Annotated in this window: 16 protein-coding genes, 1 tRNA gene and 1 pseudogene; 7 read left to right on the top strand and 11 right to left on the bottom strand. The window is 50.0% G+C overall.

All coding sequences use genetic code 11. From position 1 onward, the window contains the following. Nucleotides 1-123 precede the first annotated feature (123 nt). Complete coding sequence (locus ACFS7Z_RS23465; protein ID WP_377490482.1) at nucleotides 124-1176, top strand: SMP-30/gluconolactonase/LRE family protein; 1053 nt, start codon at nucleotides 124-126, stop codon at nucleotides 1174-1176. A 176-nt stretch (nucleotides 1177-1352) separates the two neighbouring features. Here ACFS7Z_RS23465 and ACFS7Z_RS23460 read toward each other — a convergent pair whose 3' ends face one another. The 4 genes from ACFS7Z_RS23460 to ACFS7Z_RS23445 form a co-directional block, all read right to left on the bottom strand. Further along, nucleotides 1353-1667, bottom strand: a complete 315-nt coding sequence (locus tag ACFS7Z_RS23460) for a sensor histidine kinase (RefSeq protein WP_377490479.1) — start codon at nucleotides 1665-1667, stop codon at nucleotides 1353-1355. A gap of 65 nt (nucleotides 1668-1732) precedes the next feature. After that, the gene (locus ACFS7Z_RS23455) at nucleotides 1733-1972 is read right to left on the bottom strand and encodes a hypothetical protein (protein ID WP_377490476.1); all 240 of its coding nucleotides are present in this window, start codon (nucleotides 1970-1972) and stop codon (nucleotides 1733-1735) included. 670 nt (nucleotides 1973-2642) lie between these two features. Then, a complete protein-coding gene (locus ACFS7Z_RS23450; protein WP_377490473.1) occupies nucleotides 2643-2924 on the bottom strand; it encodes a hypothetical protein in 282 nt (93 codons plus the stop codon). 816 nt (nucleotides 2925-3740) lie between these two features. Next, a complete protein-coding gene (locus ACFS7Z_RS23445) occupies nucleotides 3741-4283 on the bottom strand; it encodes a hypothetical protein (RefSeq protein ID WP_377490470.1) in 543 nt (180 codons plus the stop codon). 200 nt (nucleotides 4284-4483) lie between these two features. Between ACFS7Z_RS23445 and ACFS7Z_RS23440 the strand changes: the two genes are divergently transcribed. Next, nucleotides 4484-5305, top strand: coding sequence for a DUF1206 domain-containing protein (locus ACFS7Z_RS23440; RefSeq protein WP_377490467.1), 822 nt, complete (start codon nucleotides 4484-4486; stop codon nucleotides 5303-5305). Between the two features lie 312 nt (nucleotides 5306-5617). Then, a pseudogene (locus ACFS7Z_RS23435) lies at nucleotides 5618-6367 on the top strand (SMP-30/gluconolactonase/LRE family protein). 15 nt (nucleotides 6368-6382) lie between these two features. Here the strand turns inward: ACFS7Z_RS23435 and ACFS7Z_RS23430 are convergent. Both ACFS7Z_RS23430 and ACFS7Z_RS23425 read right to left on the bottom strand, forming a co-directional pair. Further along, nucleotides 6383-9811 carry a two-component regulator propeller domain-containing protein gene (locus ACFS7Z_RS23430; protein WP_377490464.1) on the bottom strand — a complete coding sequence of 1143 codons (3429 nt, stop codon included), beginning with the start codon at nucleotides 9809-9811 and terminating at the stop codon, nucleotides 6383-6385. 29 nt (nucleotides 9812-9840) lie between these two features. Beyond that, nucleotides 9841-10176, bottom strand: coding sequence for a hypothetical protein (locus tag ACFS7Z_RS23425; RefSeq protein ID WP_377490461.1), 336 nt, complete (start codon nucleotides 10174-10176; stop codon nucleotides 9841-9843). A 438-nt stretch (nucleotides 10177-10614) separates the two neighbouring features. On the opposite strand from ACFS7Z_RS23425, the gene ACFS7Z_RS23420 reads away from it, so the two are divergent. Together ACFS7Z_RS23420 and ACFS7Z_RS23415 are read left to right on the top strand one after the other, a co-directional pair. Beyond that, nucleotides 10615-11256, top strand: a complete 642-nt coding sequence (locus tag ACFS7Z_RS23420) for a transposase (RefSeq protein WP_377490458.1) — start codon at nucleotides 10615-10617, stop codon at nucleotides 11254-11256. Next, a complete protein-coding gene (locus ACFS7Z_RS23415; RefSeq protein ID WP_377490455.1) occupies nucleotides 11240-11920 on the top strand; it encodes a transposase in 681 nt (226 codons plus the stop codon). Before ACFS7Z_RS23420 ends, ACFS7Z_RS23415 begins: the two co-directional genes overlap by 17 nt. 627 nt (nucleotides 11921-12547) lie before the next feature. On the opposite strand, the gene ACFS7Z_RS23410 is transcribed toward ACFS7Z_RS23415, so the two are convergent. The 4 genes from ACFS7Z_RS23410 to ACFS7Z_RS23395 all read right to left on the bottom strand — a co-directional run bounded on the left by ACFS7Z_RS23410 (nucleotide 12548) and on the right by ACFS7Z_RS23395 (nucleotide 16746). Beyond that, nucleotides 12548-12619, bottom strand: a tRNA-Glu gene (locus tag ACFS7Z_RS23410). Nucleotides 12620-12775: 156 nt separating this feature from the next. Beyond that, a complete protein-coding gene (locus ACFS7Z_RS23405) occupies nucleotides 12776-13669 on the bottom strand; it encodes a transglutaminase (RefSeq protein ID WP_377490452.1) in 894 nt (297 codons plus the stop codon). 1065 nt (nucleotides 13670-14734) lie between these two features. Then, nucleotides 14735-15862 (bottom strand): hypothetical protein, encoded by a 1128-nt coding sequence (locus tag ACFS7Z_RS23400; RefSeq protein WP_377490449.1) that lies wholly within the window; start codon nucleotides 15860-15862, stop codon nucleotides 14735-14737. 89 nt (nucleotides 15863-15951) lie between these two features. Beyond that, a complete protein-coding gene (locus ACFS7Z_RS23395; protein ID WP_377490446.1) occupies nucleotides 15952-16746 on the bottom strand; it encodes an FRG domain-containing protein in 795 nt (264 codons plus the stop codon). A 323-nt stretch (nucleotides 16747-17069) separates the two neighbouring features. Between ACFS7Z_RS23395 and ACFS7Z_RS23390 the strand changes: the two genes are divergently transcribed. Next, complete coding sequence (locus ACFS7Z_RS23390; RefSeq protein WP_377490443.1) at nucleotides 17070-17942, top strand: manganese catalase family protein; 873 nt, start codon at nucleotides 17070-17072, stop codon at nucleotides 17940-17942. Nucleotides 17943-18221: 279 nt separating this feature from the next. Here the strand turns inward: ACFS7Z_RS23390 and ACFS7Z_RS23385 are convergent, their stop codons facing one another. Beyond that, a complete protein-coding gene (locus ACFS7Z_RS23385) occupies nucleotides 18222-19286 on the bottom strand; it encodes a PA0069 family radical SAM protein (RefSeq protein ID WP_377490440.1) in 1065 nt (354 codons plus the stop codon). Nucleotides 19287-19498: 212 nt separating this feature from the next. Between ACFS7Z_RS23385 and ACFS7Z_RS23380 the strand changes: the two genes are divergently transcribed. Continuing rightward, nucleotides 19499-21031, top strand: a complete 1533-nt coding sequence (locus tag ACFS7Z_RS23380) for an FAD-dependent oxidoreductase (RefSeq protein WP_377490437.1) — start codon at nucleotides 19499-19501, stop codon at nucleotides 21029-21031. The last annotated feature ends 375 nt before the right edge of the window (nucleotides 21032-21406 follow it).

Raw genomic sequence — 21406 nt, 5'->3', positions numbered from 1 at the left:
CAGCTTGCCTCTATTATTTAGCTGTTTATATTGATGAGCTCAATCATAATCATTTCGTATATACTTCATAATTGAGGTACTCAGAAGGCAATATTATTTCAAGAGGAGTAAATGAGCAGGTTTATGGATGTAAAACTTAACAGGCGCACTTCGAAAACTTCCTCCTTACAGGCCATAGTGCTGATACTTCTTGTACTGCTGGTACAGTCTAATGCACTCGCTCAGCAGACGACTGAGGCAGAGATTGTGGCGGCAGATGCTACCGTGAGGGAAGTCTTCTCCGGAGGGGAAACGCAACTCGAGGGCCCTGCCATGTCTCCTGACGGGATGTTGTACTTCTGTGATCTGCCCCTTACCAACGGAGTCCCAGGGAAAGCGGGTATTATCTGGAGGCTAAACCCCATGACAGGAGAAAGCAGCGTTTTCAGGTCGCCGAGCGGTATGGCAAACGGGCTCACCTTCGATGCGGCGGGCAACCTGATTGCCTGCGAGGGAGCAGACTTCGGCGGGCGCAGGGTCACCAAAACAGACATGAAAACGGGAAAGAGCATTATCATCGCCGGCCTCTACCAAGGAAAATCCTTCAATGCCCCTAACGATGTTACCGTTGATGAGCAGGGCAGGGTATATTTTACCGATCCTCGTTACATTGGGCATGAACCGCTGGAGCAGCATGTGATGGGTGTCTACCGGATCGACAAAGATGGGTCCGTGCATTTAGTGGCCGCCAATGTGGCCAAGCCGAATGGCATTGCCATTTCGCCTGATCAAAAGACGCTGTATGTCACAAACTGTGACCAGCCAGGCGACGGCAATTCAAGGTTCCTGCCCGATGATCTAAAAGCTGTCAGGCCCACCGGTGAGGGTTTCATACTAGCTTATAGCTTACTACCAGACGGAAGCCTACAACTCAGGGGAAAATTCATCGACTACGGAACGAACTGCCCCGACGGGCTTGCTATTGACAGGGAGGGTAATCTATACATCGGAGTATGGGAAAGGCTGGAGGTTTACTCACCCCAGGGGAAGAAGATAGCCGAAATAAAAGTGCCAGAGGCAGTGAATATGTGCTTTGGGAGAGGCCGGTTCAGTAAAATTTTGTTCATAGCCGGAGGCAAGAGCATCTATGCCATTGATGTCAAGAAGGAGGGATACCATTTACCCTTCAAGAAATAAAGCCTCTAACTTTACAGGGCCAACCGCTATGGGCTTATAACGAACGTAATGTATAGCAGGGACTGCATTTATTTGCGGTTCGACAACATGTGCTCAACACATAATTGTGCTGCCACGTGGGTGCTTTAAGTTGGTGTCCGCGAGCCAACAGATTGCAGTATGCGGGAAGCAGTGCCTCAGCGTTTGAAACTGACACTGAAGGTTGAGCCAATACCTACCTCGCTTTCTACCTCTATAAACCCTCCTGCATTCTCCACAATTCTTCTTACGATGTAAAGCCCGATTCCAGATCCTTCTACTTGGTCATGCAGGCGCTTGAACATAGAGAATATCTTACCCTCATCCGCCATGTTCATGCCTAAGCCATTGTCTTCTACTGAAAGGAGCACATAACCAGGTGCAGTCCTGGCAGTTACCTTGATATGAGGCTTTCGCTCAGGCGACTTATATTTGAGTGCGTTGCTCAGCAGGTTGTAAACGATACTCCTCATGTTTTTGGCGGAGAAGTGCAAGGCAGCATCCGGCGCCAGATCCGTATCGATTAGTGCGCCGGATTTTAAGTGAAGTTCAGGTATACTTTCTCCCGCTTTCCGTTGCGTTCCAGCAGCAAAGGCAGCTCGTTCGCACTAAAGGGCTCTCCAATATGTACTACAATATCAAGAAGCTGAATAATCCCCTGGTCTGCTACCTCGGGAAGCGCCTCTCTAACAGGTTTCTCCAGCACCTCTTCAGGGCTTCTTCCCCAAATGCGGCAGACACTTGGGTTGGCCAGGTTTATGACATGATGAGGCCCCATTACAATCTGTCACTCTTGATAAAATCGTGCTATAGAGCCAACATTGTACAAAGCAGATACTCCAGCGCTTCTTTTTGACTGTTACCAGCAGCCGAACAGTAGGCTGACAGTTGTAAGTGCTATTCAACGTTGTTGTGCCCTTATTTTAATTAGTGCAACAGCTTTACCTTATAACCATGATTTTCGAATAGGGTGGTTTGAGCTATATGGGGAGATTTAAAGGTAAAGTGCTTTAATGATGTCCCGTATTGCCGTCTCACAAATCTAAAGGAGGATTTGATTCTGGGGATGAGTAAGTGAGACTGAAGAGAAGCCAATTTTTGGGGATAAATATGTCACTGCTACTGGTACATCGGGCACACAATGTAGGGGAGGAGCAATCTTTCACAGGCATTCCTCCACAGCTGCTTTAACTCATGAAGGCAGTCCACGGAAATTAAGGCTGAAGGATGATGGAGAGGTCAATGGTAGTGTCCGAAGTGCATAAAAAACGCTCTCAGATTCACCTGAGAGCGTTCTGTGTAGACCTCAGTATCGAATTATTGAACTATATCTACATAGATGTGACTGCCATCACTGATTACCTGAAGGTAAGTGAGGAGTGTTCAACCTTATGCCTCAGCCGATGCCGTTGCACCTGATGGCATCTTTGATTAGGACAAAGTTCTTATTAAGAAGCGGCCTCTTCAAGTGTTTTCTGTGGAAGACCAATGGCAGCCTCTTCATTTACCTCATAACACACGTTTCTGCTCATTTTACCTAGCATGCTGTCTACCAGATTTTGTACCTCGCCGGCGCTGGGCGCCTCCCAGACACAGGTGCCTGTTTTCAAATCCCTGGACGGGTACACGGAATGGAGTTTGATGTGGGGCGGTATGGCCGCGATAATCTCCGGGGCGGAGGCCCAGAACAACTCCGGCTCCTGTATGAAGTGATGGGCAATGACAAACATGGCTTTTGGATTTAGGGTTAACTAATGGTCTTAATAAATGAATTGTTTTGGTCACGAGGGTGAATAGGAAGTAGAATGGGCAGGGTGTAAGGGTACAGTAAATGTATGACCTATGTACTTTATACGGTACATTTTAAACTAAACCGATATAGAACTGAACATTGTGTAGTGATTTTAGCATATGGATCTAAAGTAAGGGTAAATAGGGGTGTCTAATGGGGGTGGAGCGTGTGGTCCGTAAGCACAGCAGGATGTTGCCACGATTTCAGAACTGCCTGAGGTGGGAAGATTCAACAAACTTCGTTCCTGTCATGCTACCACTATAAAGGGTGGTTATTTTAGGGAACCCGAGAGGGTTGTCCAGTTTGAACGCCCGCTGTATTTGCCTTGGTCACTCTGGTTCTGCTGGTGTAGAACTGGAGGTCCTTACGGAGCAGGTGGATGAGGGGCTGTATGACGTCGGGCTTCCGCGGCTGCTACTTATTGGCAGTGTTGGTAACTAATAACTGGAATTGAGTAATGCTGCTAGCAGGCGTGAAAGGCCTTATACTAAAGTGTTTTTACTTAAGAATAAGAGGCTAGAATAAGTATGGCCGTAACCGAAAGGGAATTCACTGTTTTTATCTAACCAATAAGGTGCTCCATTTGATGTAGAGCGGCTTTTTCAATGTACTAGACCTCAGTGTTGATTTGTCGAACCTTTGCTGTGGATAAGGTTCTGCAGATGGGGGAGGGGCAATGAACTCATCAGTTCTCAGACTAGAGTAAAATCCTTTGTTTTACATAATGGCTGTTACAAGCTGGAGAAGGTATATTTTATTGCTTGTACTCAGCTTCGTCCATTACATTATCACCGTCAGTGTCCCATAAGCTTAAGGAACCGGTTATGTACTCCCGCTCTTCCATCAGCCCGTCCCCGTCGGAGTCCCAGGTGCCGTACAAGCCCGTTTTAGGAAAGACTGCGTCAAACTCCACCCGCTCAATAAAACCGTCCCCGTCGGTGTCCCATGGTTGCCAATCTTTTGCATCTATGTTATATGAGTGGTCCGACAGGACTGTAGTCCACTCATATATTGAAACAATTTCATCTTTGTTCAGGTCCCAGATTTGGTAGAAGCCTGCGGTAAATTCCTCCTCACTTAGGAGCCCATCATCGTCCATATCCCAGGCCATATAGTAGGTGGTGGCTTGCGACGTATCAAGCTCCTCCTCAACCAGGGTGTCAGTTAAAGCCACATCATCGGTCTCCACATCATCCTCCGCTACTTCTGTTTCGCCATAGGTGCATGCTGTCATGGAAGCAAAAAGGAGAAAGCAGCATCCCTCTCTTATCGCTTTCAGGCTTCTTCTCTCTTTCATGGTTAGAATTGTCTTTAGGTTTATTGAGTTAAAGTTGATAGGCGCTCACTAAAATCTACGGGTCCTGCCTGGCTTCGTTCTAAGGAAGCCTACTGCTTCAGTAGCTTGCTTACCGATAAGATAACATGGCTTAGTTGTGCCCGTACAGGTTATACATTCGGCTCCAGCCGCAGCCTTGGCCTTTCTGTACTACTATAAAGATGAAGCTCCCGGACCCTGCTCAGTATTTCCCTCCCGTTCCAGGTAAGTGGGTAAAGCGCCTGGCGCAGGTTGGCCTGGCGGCAAAAGGGATTGTATACTGCCTGCTTGGCGTACTGGCACTGGTGGCGGCACTTGAACTGGGCAGGGGCACCCAGGAAATTAGCAGGAAGGAGGTGTTCCTTTTTATAGAGGAGTTGTTCTTGGGTAGAATTCTCCTGCTGCTTGTCTCCGCCGGTCTGGCCTGCTACTGTGCATGGAGGCTGCTGCAGGCCATTGCAGACACGGAGGGGAAAGGAGCCGGCATCAAAGGGCTTATCTACAGAATGCGCTACGGTGCCAGCGGGACCCTCTACGGGCTTCTGACATTTGTGGCGGCCAGGCTGGCGGTAAGCAGCGGCAGCGACAGCGAGAGCATCAGGCAGGAGTTCATCACCGAAGTGCTGCAAAGGCCTTTAGGCCAGTGGTTAGTCATCTTTGGTGCGGCGCTTATTGGCCTTGGCGGGGCTTTCTTCATCTACGAAGGCCTCTCTGAGAGGTACAGGAAAAAGATAAAAGAAGCAGGGCTGGGCCACAAAGGGGAAGAGGTAATGATGAAATCCGGGAAAATAGGCTATGTCTCCCGTGGCACGGTGTGGGGCATCTTCAGTTATCTGCTCGGAAGAGCCGCCCTGAACGCAAAGAACAATGCCGCCGAGAGTGCCTTTCATTTCCTGGAAAATGCTACCTACGGGACCTACCTGCTGGGGGCAGTGGCGCTGGGCCTGATCTGCTACAGCCTGTTTGTATTCATAGAGGCCAGGTTCCGCTACAGCAGCAGATAAAAGCTATGGTCTATACCTGTTGTCCTGCTTACTTAAAGCACCTGCCCATAGTACTGATACTTTTTGTATTGCTGCTTTAGTGTCATGCATTCGCTCAGCAGACGACTGGGGCTGAGGTTGTGGCGGCAGATGCCGCCGTGAAGGAGATCTTCTCCAAAGGGGAAACCCAGTTGGAAGGCCCTGCCATGTCCCCGACGGGATGCTGTACTTCTGCGACCTGCCCCTAATTAATGGAGTCCCTGGGAAAGCAGGCTTCGTCTGGAGGCTGCCCCCCTGACAGGAGAAAGCAGCGTCTTCAGGTAGCCGAGCGGCATTGCAAATGGGCTTATCCTCGATGCAGATGGCAACCTTATCTCCTGCGAGGGAGCGGACTTCGGCGGGCGCAGGGTTACCAAAACAGACATGAAGACGGGCAAGAGCATCATCATCGCTGGCCTCTACCAGGCAAAGTCCTTCAATGCTCCTAACGATGTTGCCGTTGTGGATGAGCTGGGCAGGGTGTATTTCACAGACCCCCGCTACATTGGGCATAAACCGCTGGAGCAGCATGTGATGGGAGTCTACCGGATCGACAAAGACGGGTCCGTGCATTTATTGGCCGCCAATGTGGCCAAACCAAATGGCGTTGCCATTTCGCCTGACCAGAAGACGCTGTATGTCACGAACTTTGACCAGCCAAGTGACGGCAATACCAGGTTCCTGCCCAAAGAACTCAAAGCGGTCAAGCCCACTAATTAAGGTTACATCCTTGTATATAATTTACTGCTGGACGGCAGTCTAAATTTAAGGGGGAAATTTATTGATCACGGAACGAGCTGCCCCGACGGCCTTGCCATTGACAGAGAGGGTAATCTGTACATCGGAGCATGGGAAAGGCTGGAGGTTTACTCACCACAAAGTAATAAGATAGCCGAAATTAAGGTACCAGAGGCAGTGAACCTATGCTTTGGGAGAGGGCGGTTCAGTAAAAGCCTTTTCATAGCCGGAGGCAAGAGCATCTATACAACGTACCCTTCAAGATATAAGCCTTACTTTACAGGACCAGTTCTTATGGGCCTTTAACGAGAGTTATGTTTACTAATGAGCCTTATGTTGAGTGGGCTCTTCAGCTACAGGAACATATGGAAGCGTGATGGTAAACTCCGTCCACTCTTCTGGTGCAGTGGCCATGCGCAGTTCCCCTCCATGCCCCTTTGTTATGATATCATAGGAGAGCGAGAGCCCTAGGCCGGTGCCCTGGCCGGTGGGTTTGGTGGTAAAGAAGGGCTGAAAGATTTTGCCCTTGACGCTCTCAGGCACGCCTGTGCCGTTATCCCAAACCCTTACCTCCACTTTAGAGTTTAGAATTGAAGTACTTACCGCCACCTTCGGCTCGTATCCCACTAACACCAGTTTATCTTTCTGCTGCACGGCATAGAAGGCGTTGTTGAAGAGGTTGAGCAGCACCCGCCCCAGCTCCTGCGGCACCACCTCTATCTTTTCCAGGCTTTGGCCATAGGCCGTTTCGAGGGTGCAGGAAAAGTCCTTATGCTTGGCCCTGAAGCCGGAGTAGGAGAGGCGAAAATATTCATCAACCAACGCATTTAGGTTCGTCAGCTGCCTCTCCCCAGCACTGGTGCGGGAGTGCTCCAACATTCCTTTGACGATGGCATCAGCCCTTTGTCCGTGGAGCAGCACCTTCTTTTGGTTCTGTGACAAATCAGAGGCCAGTTCCTGCAGATTCCTCTTCTCTTCAAAGGGGACTCTCAGCTGCTTCACCTCCTCCTGTACTTCCTGGCACAACTCCTGGCCCAGTTCCGAAAAGTTGTTAACAAAGTTGAGTGGGTTCTGGATCTCATGGGCGATGCCGGCCGTAAGTTCTCCCAGAGAGGCCATTTTCTCTTTCTGAACGAGCTGGGCTTGCGTCTGCTTTAGCTCATGGTAGGCCCTTTCTATTTCTCGCGCCTGGGCCAGTTCCCTTTCTTGTGCCTTCTCCCGTTCTTTCTGAATCAGCCTTCTCCGCTGGGATCTATCTACAGCTAAAACTACAGCAACGAGGCAAAGAGAGTAGAAAGCGTAGGCCCACCAAGTGCGCCACCAGGGTGGGAAAATGGTAATTCCGACAGCAGTGCCCTGCATATTCCAAACTCCGTCGTTGTTGGATCCTCTAACCCTGAACGTGTAGGTACCGGGGGCAATATCTGTATAACTGGCGAGCCTCCTGGTGCCCGACTGCACCCATTGCCTGTCCACTCCTTCCAGCTGGTAGGCATACCGGTTGTTAGAGGGGCTGGTATAGTTTAAGGCAGCAAACTCGATGGAGAAGAAGTTCTGGTCATGCCGAAGCGCTATCTCCTTCGCCTCCTGCCTTCCGGGCACGGGCCTGTCAAAAAGATAGAACTGCGTGATGGCTACAGGCGGTACGTAGGTATTGGGATGTATTTCGGCTGGGTTAAACGCATTCATCCCGTTGGCTCCCCCAAAGTAAAGCGTCCCGTCTCGCCCTTTAAAAGCGGCACCCCCCATTATGTACTGGGATGTAAACAGCTTGCTCTGCAGTCCGTCCTCCACGCCGTAGTTGGTGAAGGTCTGTGCGGTGGGGGAGAACCTGGAGAGGCCGTTGTTGGTGCCGAGCCACAGGTCCCCCCCCTGGTCCTCCAGGATGGAGTAAACAGAGTTCCCTGCCAAGCCGTGCCGCACGGTAAATGCGGTGAACGTCCCGGAGGCGTTGTCAAAAAGGCAGAGGCCGCCTTCGCTGGTGCCAAACCACAGGTTGCCCTTCGTGTCCTCATAGATATCCGACACCGTGTTGGAGCTGATGCTCCCCGGCCGGCGGCTATCGTGCCTGTACTGGGTAAATTTCCCCGTAGCCCGGTCAAATCTACTCAGTGCCTGGCTCCCGTGGCCAATCCACAGGTTGCCTTTGCTGTCCTCGAAGATGGATAGGGCCCAGTAGTCGCCGATACCGCCGGCCTTGCCTGGCTCGTAAGGGTAATGGAGGGTTACCCCTGTGCTGCGGTCGAAGCGGAACATGCCCCTGATTGTGCCGATCCAGATTATTCCCTGCCGGTCTTCGAAAAGGTCTAGGATAGGGTAGTCGCCCACTGCCGGAAAAGAGTAATCCAGATGGTAGTGGGTTAGTTTTTCCCTCTTGCTGTCAAACCGGGACAGAACCTCCCCGTTGCCTATCCAGAGGTTACCGTCCCGGTCCTCGAGGAGGGCGCTGACCACGTCGTTGCGCAGGGTGCCGGCGTCCTTTGGGTTATGGCGGTAACGGGTGAAGGCGCCGGTGCCCTTGTCCAGCGCGTTCAGCCCTCCCCCCGCCGTGCCTACCCACACCACTCCTTCCCTGTCCTCGCAGATGGCCGAGATCCTGTTGTAACTCAGGGAGCCGGGGTTGAGGGGCTCGTGCCGAAAGAGCCTGAAAGGTTTCCGGTGGGGGTCCAGCTTGTTGACACCCTCAGGAGTTGCCACCCATAGGATGCCCGCTTTATCCCTCAGCACGGCATAGATGTTGTCTGCGCTTATGCTCCGGATGTCGCCAGGGTCATGGAGGAAAGGGAAGAAGGTTTTCCGTTCCGGGTCCGCCCTGTACAGCCCATGGCTGGAGCCGACCCAAAGGTTGCCCGCGGCGTCCTCCGTGATCCCTGACCTCACTTCCCCGGCGATTTCCAGCGGCTTGCCAGACACGGGCAGGAAGCGGGTAAAGGTGCCTGTCTTCCGGTCGAAGGCGTTCAAGCCTCCCGCCAGCGTCACGACCCACAGCACCCCCTTGCTGTCCTCGAAAATATCAGTGACACCGTTGTGGCTTAAGCTGCCGGGATCGTTCGGGTCATGGCGGTAGTGGGTGAAGCTCACGTCGGCAGGCTCGTCCGCGCCACGCGGGGTCAGGTTGAGCCGGTGCAACCCGTACGTGCTGCCTACCCAGAGGGTGCCTGCTCTGTCTTTGGCTAGAATGACAAGGGAAAACACTGCCTCTTCGCCGCTATCGACGTCTGGCTTCAGCATGTCGGCATAGTCCACAGCCGAGAACCTGCCGGTCTTCCGGTCAATCTGCCGCAGCTCCCCCGAAAAGCTGCCCCCCACCCACAGGTTCCCCTCCGTGTCCTCGTTAAACGACTGGGCAAACTTGAAGGCGTGGGGGTTACCGGGGTTTCGCTCCAGGCGCGTGAACTTCTCGGTGAGGGGGTCAAACCGGCAGGTGCTCTCGGTGGTTCCGACCCAGATGATGCCCCCGCTGTCCTCCCAGAGGGATATCACCTGGTTCTTGGGCAGCGAGGAGGTGTCAGCAGGGTCAAATCTGTAGTGCCTGAAGCGGTAGCCGTCGTACTTGTCCAGGCCGTTGCCTGTGCCAAACCACAGATGTCCTTTCCGGTCCTCCATCATGCACATGATGTAGTCCTCGGACAGCCCCTGTTCGATGGTGAGGCGTTCGAAACCGAAATTTTCTGTCTGGGCGTGGCTTTTCCAGTAATTCGTCAGAAAAAGAATGCAGGAGATAAACAGGGGCCACGGAAAAGCATTCATCTTCTTTTTTGCTTTAAGGTTTTTTCATTTCAGTTGTATGATGATCTACATGATGTCAAGAGATATGAAAGCTCTCTTGCTATTAGCCTCTGCAACCGAAAACAACCGATGCCCTCTATCAGGATTTGCTGTAGTTTATGTACATCTTGGGTAGGTTGGACCGGCTGCCACTGCGCATCATCAAACGGGGATTTTGCCCCTTCAGGGTTGTCGCCAGCGCGGTACTTCCAGCCTTTATCCAGCAGAACTCCCTCCGCAGGTATAGTATGCTGGTACACGACGGGAGCAGCTAAGCTCTGCGCCTGTACCTGCGCCAGCACATAGGCAAAGAGGAGAGACCAGAGAAGCAGAAGACTTGACTTCATGTTACAGCGTTGAAGATATTTTAGCGGAATGGCTTGCGGAGTCAGGTCATGAGCTGAAATTCTTAAACTTAAGGCGCTTCATCTGCAGTTCTGCGGCATCACCCTTGAGGTGGTGGTTGTCGCCGGTTGAGAGGCTAAGTATGCCATAAAAGATACTAAAAATTATTCATTTGGTAATACATGCTTTCTTATTTGATTTTAATGCTGATCAAGACTACCTGCACAGAGTTAAAGCCTCTTTTGAGGTAGATTCAGACTGAACTCTAAAATTTCAGGCTATTCTACAAGCTGTCTGGAGGTAAGTCGGGACACCTCTGTTTGAGGTGGATCCTAAGAGTGTGTCTCCTCCTGAAATAAGCTGTCCCGGAAAACGTGTGTGGCTGTTGCACAACCGGCTGCAGATAGGCGTTAAAGGATAATGACCTATTGCTTGTAGTCATGCAGGGAAGGAAGAATTTCAGGGATGAGAAGGAGCTGCTCTTCTCACTTTCGGCACACGTGCCGGAGCACAATTTTTACCGTCGGCTTAAGCAGCAGCTGGACCTCTCGTTTCTCTATGAACTGAAAGCGCCCCTCTACGGTAAGTGTGGCCAGCAGAGCGTTGACCCGGTGGTGTTCTTCAAGCTCTGTCTGGTAGGCTACCTGGAGAACATCACCTCGGACCGCCGGCTCATCGAGCACTGCAGCCTCCGCCTGGACCTTTTGTACTTTCTGGATTACCAGCTTGACGAGCCCCTGCCCTGGCACTCCACCGTATCCCGCACCCGCCAGCTTTTCCCCGAGGCTTTGTTCGAGTCGCTCTTTGACAGGGTCTTTAGCCTATGTGTGGAGAAGGGTATGGTCAGGGGTGACACACAGGCCGTAGACTCAGCGCCAGTGAAGGCCAATGCCTCCATGGACAGCCTGCTGCTAAAGCAGCCTCTGGAGTCAGTGCAACAGCAGGAGGCAGACAAACAACGGATGCTTCAGAATAACAGCAAACCGGCACAGGCTGTCACCCCCCGCCCATCAACTCAGGAAGCTGGGGAAGCATCAGGAGAATATCAGGGGCACGTTCACCTCATTGGGCTCAACTCATGAGAAGGCACAGCTGGTCAGCAATAAGACCCACTACTCCCCGCATGACCCCGATGCCCGCATATCAGTAAAACCGGGAAAGGCCAGGAAGCTCAACTACCACTGCAGCATGGTGGTCGATACGGCCCGCGGCGTGATCAGCCACGTGCAGGCCGACTTTGCCGACGGCCGGGACAGCCAGTCCCTGCCTAATCTTGCCAGCCAAGTGCAACGCAGGCTCAAAGCCAATAGTCTGCTGATGCAGGAGGTGTTGGCCGATGCCGGCTACTCCAACGGCTCCAACTATTTCATGCTCGAGCAGCGGGGCATCACAGGCTGGATACCTGTATTTGGGATGTACAAGCCCGAGATAGCCGGCTTTCCCTATGACAAGGACAACGACCGCTACATCTGCCCCATGGGAAAGCCGCTCCCCTTCAAGGGCTTTGACCGCACCGCCGACGGCAGGCTGCAGAGAAACTACTGGGCGGCACCTCAGGATTGCAGCCAGTGCGCGTCCAAACCCACGTGTGCCCCCAAGGCCCGGTGCAGGAAGATTACCCGCACAGCTTACGACGAGCAGTACCTGAGAGCGTATGCCCGCCAGCACAGCAGGCGGGGCAAGCGCATGAAAAAGCTTCGCCAGAGTACGGTGGAGCCTGTCTTCGGGAGCCTGGTGCACCAGTAAGGCCTGAGCAGAGTTGGCGTGTTGGGGAAATCGGGTCCCCATAAAGTCATGCTCATGGCTGCCGTTGCCTTCAACATAAGAAAGTACATGAGGAACAGACCGAAGAAGTCTGTGAGCATGGCAGTAGCAATGGAAAGGGAGCAGCCACATGCCCCTGTCTTCAGCTATTGGCCTACTCCTGTAGCTTGCCCACAACCAAGAGAGTAAAATTACAGGTTTACTCCGAATGAAGGCTGTAAGGAAGTCATGCTAAAGGCTGAGTTGTGCAACAGCCACGTGGAATAATAAATACTGATAAGTATAGGGCGATAACCAGTTCCTGAACCTTCTATACTTTCCCGTTTTGCCGTCTCCTATATCAGAATGGCAGTTTGTTATATGAGAGAAGTAAGTGAAACATCCATAACATGATGTAAGGAGAGGCCAAAGGCTCATAGACAGGTTCAATTAATCACACAAAGCAGGGGAGGAGGAGCATTTGAAAGAGGCCAAACAACAGCTGCTGTAACTCCTTCTGACAAGTACTTAAAGGGCGAATAAAAGCTAGGTAGATGAAAGTAGAGCGATTTTAGTGTCCGAAGCTAAAGAAAAAAGGCCGCTCCAGTTTACCTGAAGCGGCCTTTTGTGTAGCCCGTAGGGGAATCGAACCCCTGTTACTAGAATGAAAATCTAGCGTCCTAACCCCTAGACGAACGGGCCTTGTTGCTGAATTGCGATGCAAATATAGGAGGCAGTTTTATAATTACAAACGCTATGCAGGAAAAAAAGAAGCTTTAAAGTTGAAAATGCTGATTCTTAAGCTTAAAAAATTTAAGTTCGCCCTCTGCCTGGTTGGAATAAGCTTCTAGAAACTCCTCACTTCTCAAACGAAATCACACTGTAAAGCTCAGGCTCCAGGAAAGGGCCGCCGGGATAACTGCCAGTGTAGTCAAAGTTAATCCAGAGGTTATTGCCTGTCTCATGGAAATGGATTTTACCTCCTGCTACTTCATCCGGGAACAGTGTTCGTATGGCGTAGCTTATCTTGTCCAGGTCTTCGACGGAGCCTATTTTCACTTCTGTATACATATGGTTCGGTGAAATGACCACACGCGCTTCGCCGCCTATGGCCATGACAGAAGACGCCATCAGGATAGCGTAGTCATCACAGTCGCCAGCCAGCAGGCCCATGCTCTCTACCGGAGGAGAATAGTAGTCCATGCCAAGCGGGTCGTTTACATATTTCCAGTTCAGCCGGATATGCTTGAACAGGGAGAAGTAACGTGTCATTTTACCGAACTTCTGATAATATTCATCATGGAAATAACGGGTGGAATTTTCTACCGCAAAAGCACGCACTCTTGGGTCGTTAGGTTGCATGGCGCTTTTTACCCGCTGGTTCTGGAAATAAGTGCCTCGCACCGGCTTGAAGTAAGAGACCTTATGAGGGTTACTGGTCATGTTCACTAGCAGGGCATTGTAGTCGTCGTACATGCCTTCAAAAGTCTGGTTTTTAAAGGTACTGTTAAACCCAAACAAGGCTAATATGCTCACGAACAGGAGCAGTGTGAGTTTAGGGCTATAACGTGTTACAACGACAGAGACAAAAGCAGAAAACAAGAGACACAGCAGGAAGTGCAGCTCATAATCCATAGAGTTGTAGGGCGGAATATAAAAGCTGAGCAGAACGGCCATCGGGAACACGATGATGATCTGGATGAAACGGACAACCAGGTTGGTAATGTGTAAAGAATGTAGAAACTGCAACATGTTCCTAATATAAGGTTTTAGGCGATATATACAACTATAGCTTAATAAAGCTTAGCAAAACAGTTTGCTTTCTATTTTCTTAACGCAAAAAACATTCCTTATTTTGCGAAGCAGCCGCTTTATTTCAGATTTTATATGAGCTGTTGATATATAATTCAAAGATTTTTAGCCTTAAAAAATTCCCGGTGTAAAGCAATTTTTTAAGGTTTGTTCAACAGCAGTTGAGGCAGCAAAAAACGCAGCCAGGTTACAAAAAGCGATGCTAGCTTTGCTTCTATCTAATAACTGTCTCTCAATTGTAAGAGAACATGTTAACTTTTACAGAAAAGGAAGAAGCCTCCTCCTTTGAATAATTTAGAAAGGCGGTAAGGGTTTTGAGGAATATTATTTACCTATAAGCAGCTTGTGGAGATACTTGCAAAAAATTTGCTTTAAATCTTGGGGAATAGTCTTTTTTGGAAATAATACTGTCATCTAAAAGTTAATAAATTTAGACTCTTCTTACCCATACATGCCGTTACAACCAAACCGCATGAACTAGGTTGCATCGTGTTAAGTAGTACGCATTTTGTCTAAGCTGCCGTAGCTGTAGTTCAACCAGCGGCATCAGACCTGCTGTCTATAGTTATTGCGCTGTGCTATCCCAGCCGAGAGGCTGCGTTGGGGGTAGGGGCCCTTTTAGGGATCGCGTTGTTAGTTTTGCGCTCCCGCGGCAACTTAAAAACCTCCAAATACAGGGCTCCTATCCCCAGGCGCTCAACCCAAGACTGGAAACACATTCACTCCGTGCCAATGAATTGGAAGAGCTTGTTTATGAAAGAGGGTTTATGTGAATGGGAATAGTTGCTGAAGTAGGAGGGAGGTTTACCTGTGAAAGGCTTTAAGTACGAAAGAATTTTAGCTTAAAAATAGCTGCGCCACCTGCTATTTAAAACAGGTGGCGCAGCTATTAATGGTTTACTAACTACTCAGTATTTTCTAAACTGATAAAGTCCTGTTCGATAAAGGGTTTAAGTGCTCTGTTATGCACTCTCTTTACCTTCACATTGTACATACACAGTCTTTTTATTGGTACTGAATATACAGCGGCTTAGGATTTAGACCCAGTAGTTCGTCTGGTGTCATCAGGCGTCCAGGTGGCTTTTTAAGGTCATTTTTGTAGAAGATCTTAAAGCCGGTAAACTGCACAGGCTCCTTTTGGATGTAGGCGCGGTATGTGTCCTTTTTAAGAACCGGTCCGCCCCAGCCATCCATGTGCATTACTACCTGCACCTCTGGTCTCAGCTTTATGTTTTCGGTGTTCGTTACCATGCCCTGTGTAAAGCGGTGTACAACCAGTATCTTCGGCGGCAGGTTATGCTCTTTTGCTAAGTCGGCCAGATATTTTGTTGCATAGTTAATGTCTTCAGCGTCATACGTGCCAATGCGGCGGCCTGGCACGCCACCTCGCTTCATCGAAAACTCAGGGTCGATGCCCAGGTGTACGTGTGGCAGCTTCAGGTATTTTTCCAGAGCTGGAATTTCTTCCTGCAGGGTACTCTGGCCCACCTGAATGTCGAGGAAAACAATGGCATCGCGCTGCTTTGCAATTTCCAGCACATCGTCGATCATTTTGTCAGCCATGCGGAGCCGGTATTTACCCCCGGCACTCGGATGCCCCTGCGCTGTTACCACGATGGCATGAAGGGCTGGCTGCACGGGTGTTGCCGGATCAGCTTTGTTCCAGCTGGCAACCTCTTCGTCCAGCCTTTGCAGCATTTCATCTGGCGGCAGCTCCCCTAAAATACCCATGCGCTTTGATAACAGGTTTCCATAATAGGCTACAATGCGCTTATGAGGCAGAATAGCACCTGGTAAAGGTCGTGGCCCCGGGTGCTCGTAAGCTGCGGTATCAGGTATGGGTTCTGCTGCAGGGGCAGGAGTTGCTGCCATAGTGTCCTTCGGTACCCCTCTGTTGTCTGCAGGTGGTCCGGCCGGAGCAGCCGTATTGGAGTCGGCCTGAGCGGTAGCAATCACTGCGGAACTCGTGTCGCTTTCCTGCGTGCAGGCGCTCGTCAGCATGATGCCACAAAGTATGGCAGCTGCTTTTGAAGTATATTTGTTGTATCGGAAACGGGTTCGGCTCCCGGGGCTATTCGTAACAGGAAAAACGTGCAGAAGGGTATTCTCACAAAACAATCGGCGCAGATTCATCAATGATTAACGTATGGGTTTATGTAGTGCTGAATATAGCTGTTTTACAAATAGCCTGCTAGAGGGCGTCTGTTTTATTAGTAAAAAAATCAGGAATGTGTGTAGTGCCGTTTCAGCCATTGGCTCAGGCCCGACAGGCCCGGGAACAGTACCCGCTCCGTTATATTTGCCTGGTCCAGTTTATCGCGCACCTCCCATTTAAGTTTAGCTGGAATAATAACCCTGAAGTAAAGGTCCGGGTGCTGCTTCAGCCACTTGCTCAGTTCCGCCTTCACATCCGACATCATCGAGAAAAGAGCATACTGGTGAACAATACGGGCATCCAGGGAGGGGGGCTCCAGGAATACAACGAACTCCTCTTCCTTAAAGCTTTTCAGCGCCTTCAGAGAGGGGGCTATCGGCTCCAGTACCTCGGGCGTGAACACATTGGAGCCTTCCTCTTCCAGTACACGTTTCAGGGGCACAGGCAGGTAGTCGCTTGTCTTCACATAGTTGATGCACACGACGCAGCCATCATGGTCATACTTCGTTAGATCTGCAGTAGCAAAATGAAGGGCAACATAGGGTGAGTAGGTCCAGTCTAACAGGCGTGTTGGCAAACCGTGGTGCTGGGCAACAGCAAGCCAGTTCCAGATAGAGTCACCGGTAGGGTTGGCATTGTCGTAGGCATACTTCCGGAAGTTGCGCAGCAGGTGTGGTTCCAATTTGTCATACTGGCTGCCAATGCGCATGATGCTAGTGCTCAGGTCAAAGCTTTTATTCCAGGTGCCGCGGTAAACATACGAGGAACGGAAGCGTTGGATGTTTTCGTCCCAGGTATGGTCGAACAATACCTTTTGCAATTCAATCCAGCTGTCTACCACAATATCTTTTCCAAGTTCCATCCCTGTTCCTTTGCCTCGTGTTTCTTATATATTTATGTTCTGCGATTACATACTTCTATACGTGCTATATGTTACACCAGCTTTAACCCATAAAATACAAAGGTAACTGCATAAGATATTTTACAACATACTAATAGCTTCTTTTGCAGCGACTTGTAAAGCCTGTTGTTCCGTTCTATTATATTGAGACATTGTACTATCCTGTTTTTTTAATATGACAATTTTTACTCTATGTATTAACATCAAGTTGCTTCTATATAGGGAACAGTTCAGGAGAGGCACCGTAGTTTCTCTTATGTTTCATTTATAAATACTATACACCTATGTTTTACCATGATAACAAACTTCAGTACACAGTAAGAGTAGACAAACCGAATCCGGCATTTGCTAACATGCTGCAGCAGGCCATTGGCGGTATCGAAGGTGAGATTAGAGTGTGCCTGCAATACCTGTTCCAAGCCTGGGGAAGCAGGGGCCCTAACAAGTACCGTGACATGTTGCTGGAAACAGGCACCGAGGAAATATCCCATATCGAGATGCTGGCCACAGCTGTTGCACTAAACCTTGAAGGGGCGCCACTGTCTTTGAAAGAAGAAATGGCGAAGGATAAAGTTATAGGGGCAGTGATGGGTGGAATGAATCCACGCCACGTACTGTCATCCGGGTTGGCTGCTATGGCTGTAGACGCCAACGGTGTGCCATTTAACGGTTCCTGGGTGGTAGGTAGCGGCAACATTGCAGCTGATATGTACGCCAACGTGATGGCCGAGTCAACAGGTCGGCTCTTGGCTACCCGCCTGTGGGAGGCAACTGATGATCCGGGCATGAAAGACATGCTCTCGTTCCTGATTGCCCGTGACACGATGCACCAGAACCAGTGGCTGGCGGTGCTGGAGGACCTGGGAGGGGTAAAAGGAGTTCACCCGATTCCGAACAGCTTTCCGCAGAACATGGAAAACCAGGAGTTCAACTATACCTTTATGTCAACTCAGCTGGAATGCAAGCCTGAAATAAACGAACGCTGGACCGAGGGGCAATCTATAGACGGCAAGAGCAATTTTAAATATGTATTAGCCAAACCACATGGCCAGGAGCCTCAATTGGGTGCGCCAGATCCAAGAGGGCACGCACAGAAAGAGCAAATGATGGGCTCCGCAGGTAAAGGCCTGGTGGATAAGGTGAAGGATGTCCTATAGCGTGAGCTAATTCAGGCACTTTTATATAAGCGGGGGAGCAGCAGTGTATCCTCCGCTTTTTTATGCCATGCAATATCTATATCAATTTAACATAGCAGCTTTATACCAGCCAACCATATATCTTCATTATTCAGCCCAAAGGCACCGAAGTAGAACAAGTTATGAGACAGGATGATGTTCGAAAAGCTGAGCCAGGGAATGGTAAAATGCAAGGGCCAACCCTTTTAAGAGGGGGACTTGCTGAGACTGCAACACTTGGTTTGAAATCCTTTTAAGATTCTAAAACAATGAAAGTTGCTTTCCGCTGCGGGTGCAGAAGTGGCTGAAGTTGTATGGTTTGGTGCTGGGGTCAGGCATATACTTTTGCTTGCTCATCCGGAATAGCTTTGAGATAGCCTCGGCAAATTTCCCCTCACCAAGCATACGGGTACCAAAGCGGCTGTCGTTCAGTTGCCCGCCATGGCAATCGGCTATCTGGTGCAGCACCTTTTCCGCCTTGTCAGGAAATGCCTGCCGGATCCAGTCTTCGAAGATGGGCCCCACGCTCCCGTTCAGGCGCACTATGGTATAGGCAGCATTACAGGCGCCTGCCGCTGCGGATTGTTTTATTATCTGCGGGATTTCTGAGTCGTTGAGTCCCGGGATAATAGGGGCCACCATCACGTTAACAGGCAAACCCGCCGCACTGAGCTGCCGCACTACCTCCAGGCGTTTCGCTGCGGAAGCCGTACGTGGCTCCAGCTTCTGCCGCAGTTTCTCCTCCAGCGTGGTAATGCTGATGTTCACGTGCACCAGGTCCAGTTTGTTCAGTTCCTGCAGCAGGTCCAGGTCACGGAGTATGAGCGCGTTCTTTGTTATAATACTTACCGGGTGGCGGTACTGCAGCAGCACCTGCAATATTTGGCGCGTCAGCTTCATCTTAGCCTCGATTGGCTGATAACAGTCTGTATTACCTGCCAGCATGATAGGCATCACCTGCCAGTTTTTGTTTTCTAACTGTTGTGCCAGTACCTCAGGAGCATTTTCCTTTACTATTATCTTCCGCTCAAAGTCAAGGCCTGCGCCATATCCCCAGTACTGGTGCGTGTTTCGGGCGTAGCAGTAAATGCACCCGTGCTCACAGCCCTGGTAAGGGTTTAGTGAGTAGCTTAGCCCAATGTCATGGCTCTCCACCTTATTCACAATCTTTTTAGGGTGCTCTGTAAAGAACGTGGTGCCGGAGTTATTCAGCATAGGCTCATCTAGTCCCTCTATGTGCTCTGCCACATATTCCTGCTTCAGGTATGAGTTTGCAGGGTTATACTGTGCTCCCCGGCCTTTCAGATATTCCTCCGCTTTTATCATGATTTTTTATTTTTTTGCTAATTTAATTAGAATACTAATGAAGTTGGCAAAAGTTTGCGTATATAAATTGACAGCCATCTTAAAAATAGGTATAGATGGCCCCATACCGACGTTTAGCAACATAAGCCCCGCCACACCGTAATCCTATGCAATGGCTTTGCTGCCTGCACAAAGCCTGTTCTGCCTAGAGTTAGTACTAAATTCAAAAAACTATGAAACAAGATTCAGGAGCAACATTACCTATCTGGGAAAAAAACATAAAATTACCTGCCACACAGCACCTGCGCGAAAACATGACGTGCGATGTGTGTGTGATTGGAGCCGGTATAACAGGACTTACTACGGCTTACCTATTGGCGAAAGAAGGAAAACGGGTAATTGTGCTGGAATCAAAAAGTATTGGCGGCGGCGAAACAAGCCGCACGACAGCGCATCTTTCTAATGCCCTGGATGAGCAGTACTATAATCTGGTAGAGACTTTTGGGGAGGCAGGGGCAAAGCTTGCCTGCCAGAGCCATGCAAGTGCCATCGATAAAATAGAGGAGATTGCAAATGACGCCAGCATTGACTGTGATTTTGCCCGCGTAGACGGATTCCTGGTAGCAAAAAACAAGGAGCAGGAGAAACTGGTGTTACAGGAACTGGAAGCCCTGCAGCAAATAGGCTGGGATAAGGTGGTGTTGCGCAAAGAATGCCCGGTGCCGACACTGACAACTTTTCCTTGCCTCCATTACCCAAACCAGGGCCGTATCCACCCTATGAAGTACCTGGCCGGGTTGGCAGGAGCGGTTATAGATAATGGGGGGCAGATCTTTACTGATACGCATATTGTTGATTTTAAATCTGGCCCTGTTACAACTGTTGTATCTCAGTCGGGTCATTCTGTATCGGCAAACCATCTGGTGGTGGCCACCAACACACCAGTAAATGATAAGGTAACAATGCACACCAAACTGGTTCCTTACCGCACCTACGCTATAGCGGTGAGAGTGCCAAAAGGTTCGGTACCGGATGCCTTGTTCTGGGATATGGATGAGCCTTACCACTATGTGCGGCTGCAGCGCAGCGAAGGAGAGGACATGGATTATGACATTCTCATTGTAGGTGGCGAAGACCATAAAACGGGGCAGGACGACCATCTGATGAAGCACTTCCGGGAGCTGGAAGCCTGGACCCGCATGAAGTTTCCGATGGCAACAGAGGTAGACTATGTTTGGTCAGGTCAGGTGTTTGAGCCTGTAGATGGCTTAGCCTACATCGGCCGTAATCCCGGTGACTCCAGCAATGTATATATTGCCACCGGCGACTCCGGACACGGCACCACACATGGTACCATGGCTGGCATGATGATAACAGATTTGATCATGAACCGCCCTAATCCCTGGACTGCCTTGTACGACCCAAGCCGCAGCGGCTTTAAATCTGCAGGCGACTACCTGAAGCATAATGTGAATGTGGCGGCACAGTTTAAGGATTATGTAACGCCGGGAGAGGTAGATGATCCAATGGAAATTATGCCCGGTACAGGCCGCGTGATGCGGGATGGTGCCTCGAAGGTAGCCGTTTACTGCGATCAGGACGGGATCCGGCACAAATTCTCTGCTGTTTGCACGCATTTAGGCTGCATCATAAACTGGAACGAAGTAGAAAGCTCCTGGGACTGCCCATGCCATGGCTCGCGGTTTGACCCACTCGGAAAAGTTATCACCGGGCCAGCTACAAAGGACCTGGAACCGAAAAAGTAACAAGTGCTAGTATATAACAGAAGCCCCTGCTGAAGTAAACAGCAGGGGCTTCTGTTGTTTTGTCTCTTAAGCTTTGCAAACCTTTTGTATCTGGTTGATGAAAAGATGGAGTATATTAATTATACCAATACTTTCCGAAAGGGGTTTTATACTTTATTAATTTAAAAAGCATTCTAACCGGAGTAAAGTATACCCACTCACTCAAAGAGCCTTCAATAAAGCCAAATTTTTTCTCTTCGATAGCACGGAGTGAAACAGATTCCAGTTTTTGAGTTGAGCCCCTACACCCACGACGAGGCCGCTCGGCCAGGAGAGTACAGACAGAATAAATTGAAAAGGCTGTTTAGGAGTCGCTGTCTAAGCTGAGTCCACAGT

It is taken from the genome of Pontibacter toksunensis (genome assembly GCF_042686245.1).
GTDB lineage: Bacteria > Bacteroidota > Bacteroidia > Cytophagales > Hymenobacteraceae > Pontibacter > Pontibacter toksunensis.
Note: the sequence above shows the minus strand (reverse complement) of the source record. Positions and strands in the feature narration are given on the sequence as shown.

What these genes read in the sequence shown, in the direction of transcription:
- ACFS7Z_RS23460 (WP_377490479.1), bottom strand. Translation starts at nt 1,667, where the DNA reads ATGAGGAGTATCGTTTACAACCTGCTGAGCAACGCACTCAAATATAAG.
- ACFS7Z_RS23380 (WP_377490437.1), top strand. Translation starts at nt 19,499, where the DNA reads ATGAAACAAGATTCAGGAGCAACATTACCTATCTGGGAAAAAAACATA.
- ACFS7Z_RS23405 (WP_377490452.1), bottom strand. Translation starts at nt 13,669, where the DNA reads ATGTTGCAGTTTCTACATTCTTTACACATTACCAACCTGGTTGTCCGT.
- ACFS7Z_RS23445 (WP_377490470.1), bottom strand. Translation starts at nt 4,283, where the DNA reads ATGAAAGAGAGAAGAAGCCTGAAAGCGATAAGAGAGGGATGCTGCTTT.
- ACFS7Z_RS23420 (WP_377490458.1), top strand. Translation starts at nt 10,615, where the DNA reads ATGCAGGGAAGGAAGAATTTCAGGGATGAGAAGGAGCTGCTCTTCTCA.
- ACFS7Z_RS23385 (WP_377490440.1), bottom strand. Translation starts at nt 19,286, where the DNA reads ATGATAAAAGCGGAGGAATATCTGAAAGGCCGGGGAGCACAGTATAAC.
- ACFS7Z_RS23400 (WP_377490449.1), bottom strand. Translation starts at nt 15,862, where the DNA reads ATGAATCTGCGCCGATTGTTTTGTGAGAATACCCTTCTGCACGTTTTT.
- ACFS7Z_RS23465 (WP_377490482.1), top strand. Translation starts at nt 124, where the DNA reads ATGGATGTAAAACTTAACAGGCGCACTTCGAAAACTTCCTCCTTACAG.
- ACFS7Z_RS23440 (WP_377490467.1), top strand. Translation starts at nt 4,484, where the DNA reads ATGAAGCTCCCGGACCCTGCTCAGTATTTCCCTCCCGTTCCAGGTAAG.
- ACFS7Z_RS23430 (WP_377490464.1), bottom strand. Translation starts at nt 9,811, where the DNA reads ATGAATGCTTTTCCGTGGCCCCTGTTTATCTCCTGCATTCTTTTTCTG.
- ACFS7Z_RS23395 (WP_377490446.1), bottom strand. Translation starts at nt 16,746, where the DNA reads ATGGAACTTGGAAAAGATATTGTGGTAGACAGCTGGATTGAATTGCAA.
- ACFS7Z_RS23450 (WP_377490473.1), bottom strand. Translation starts at nt 2,924, where the DNA reads ATGTTTGTCATTGCCCATCACTTCATACAGGAGCCGGAGTTGTTCTGG.
- ACFS7Z_RS23425 (WP_377490461.1), bottom strand. Translation starts at nt 10,176, where the DNA reads ATGAAGTCAAGTCTTCTGCTTCTCTGGTCTCTCCTCTTTGCCTATGTG.
- ACFS7Z_RS23390 (WP_377490443.1), top strand. Translation starts at nt 17,070, where the DNA reads ATGTTTTACCATGATAACAAACTTCAGTACACAGTAAGAGTAGACAAA.
- ACFS7Z_RS23455 (WP_377490476.1), bottom strand. Translation starts at nt 1,972, where the DNA reads ATGGGGCCTCATCATGTCATAAACCTGGCCAACCCAAGTGTCTGCCGC.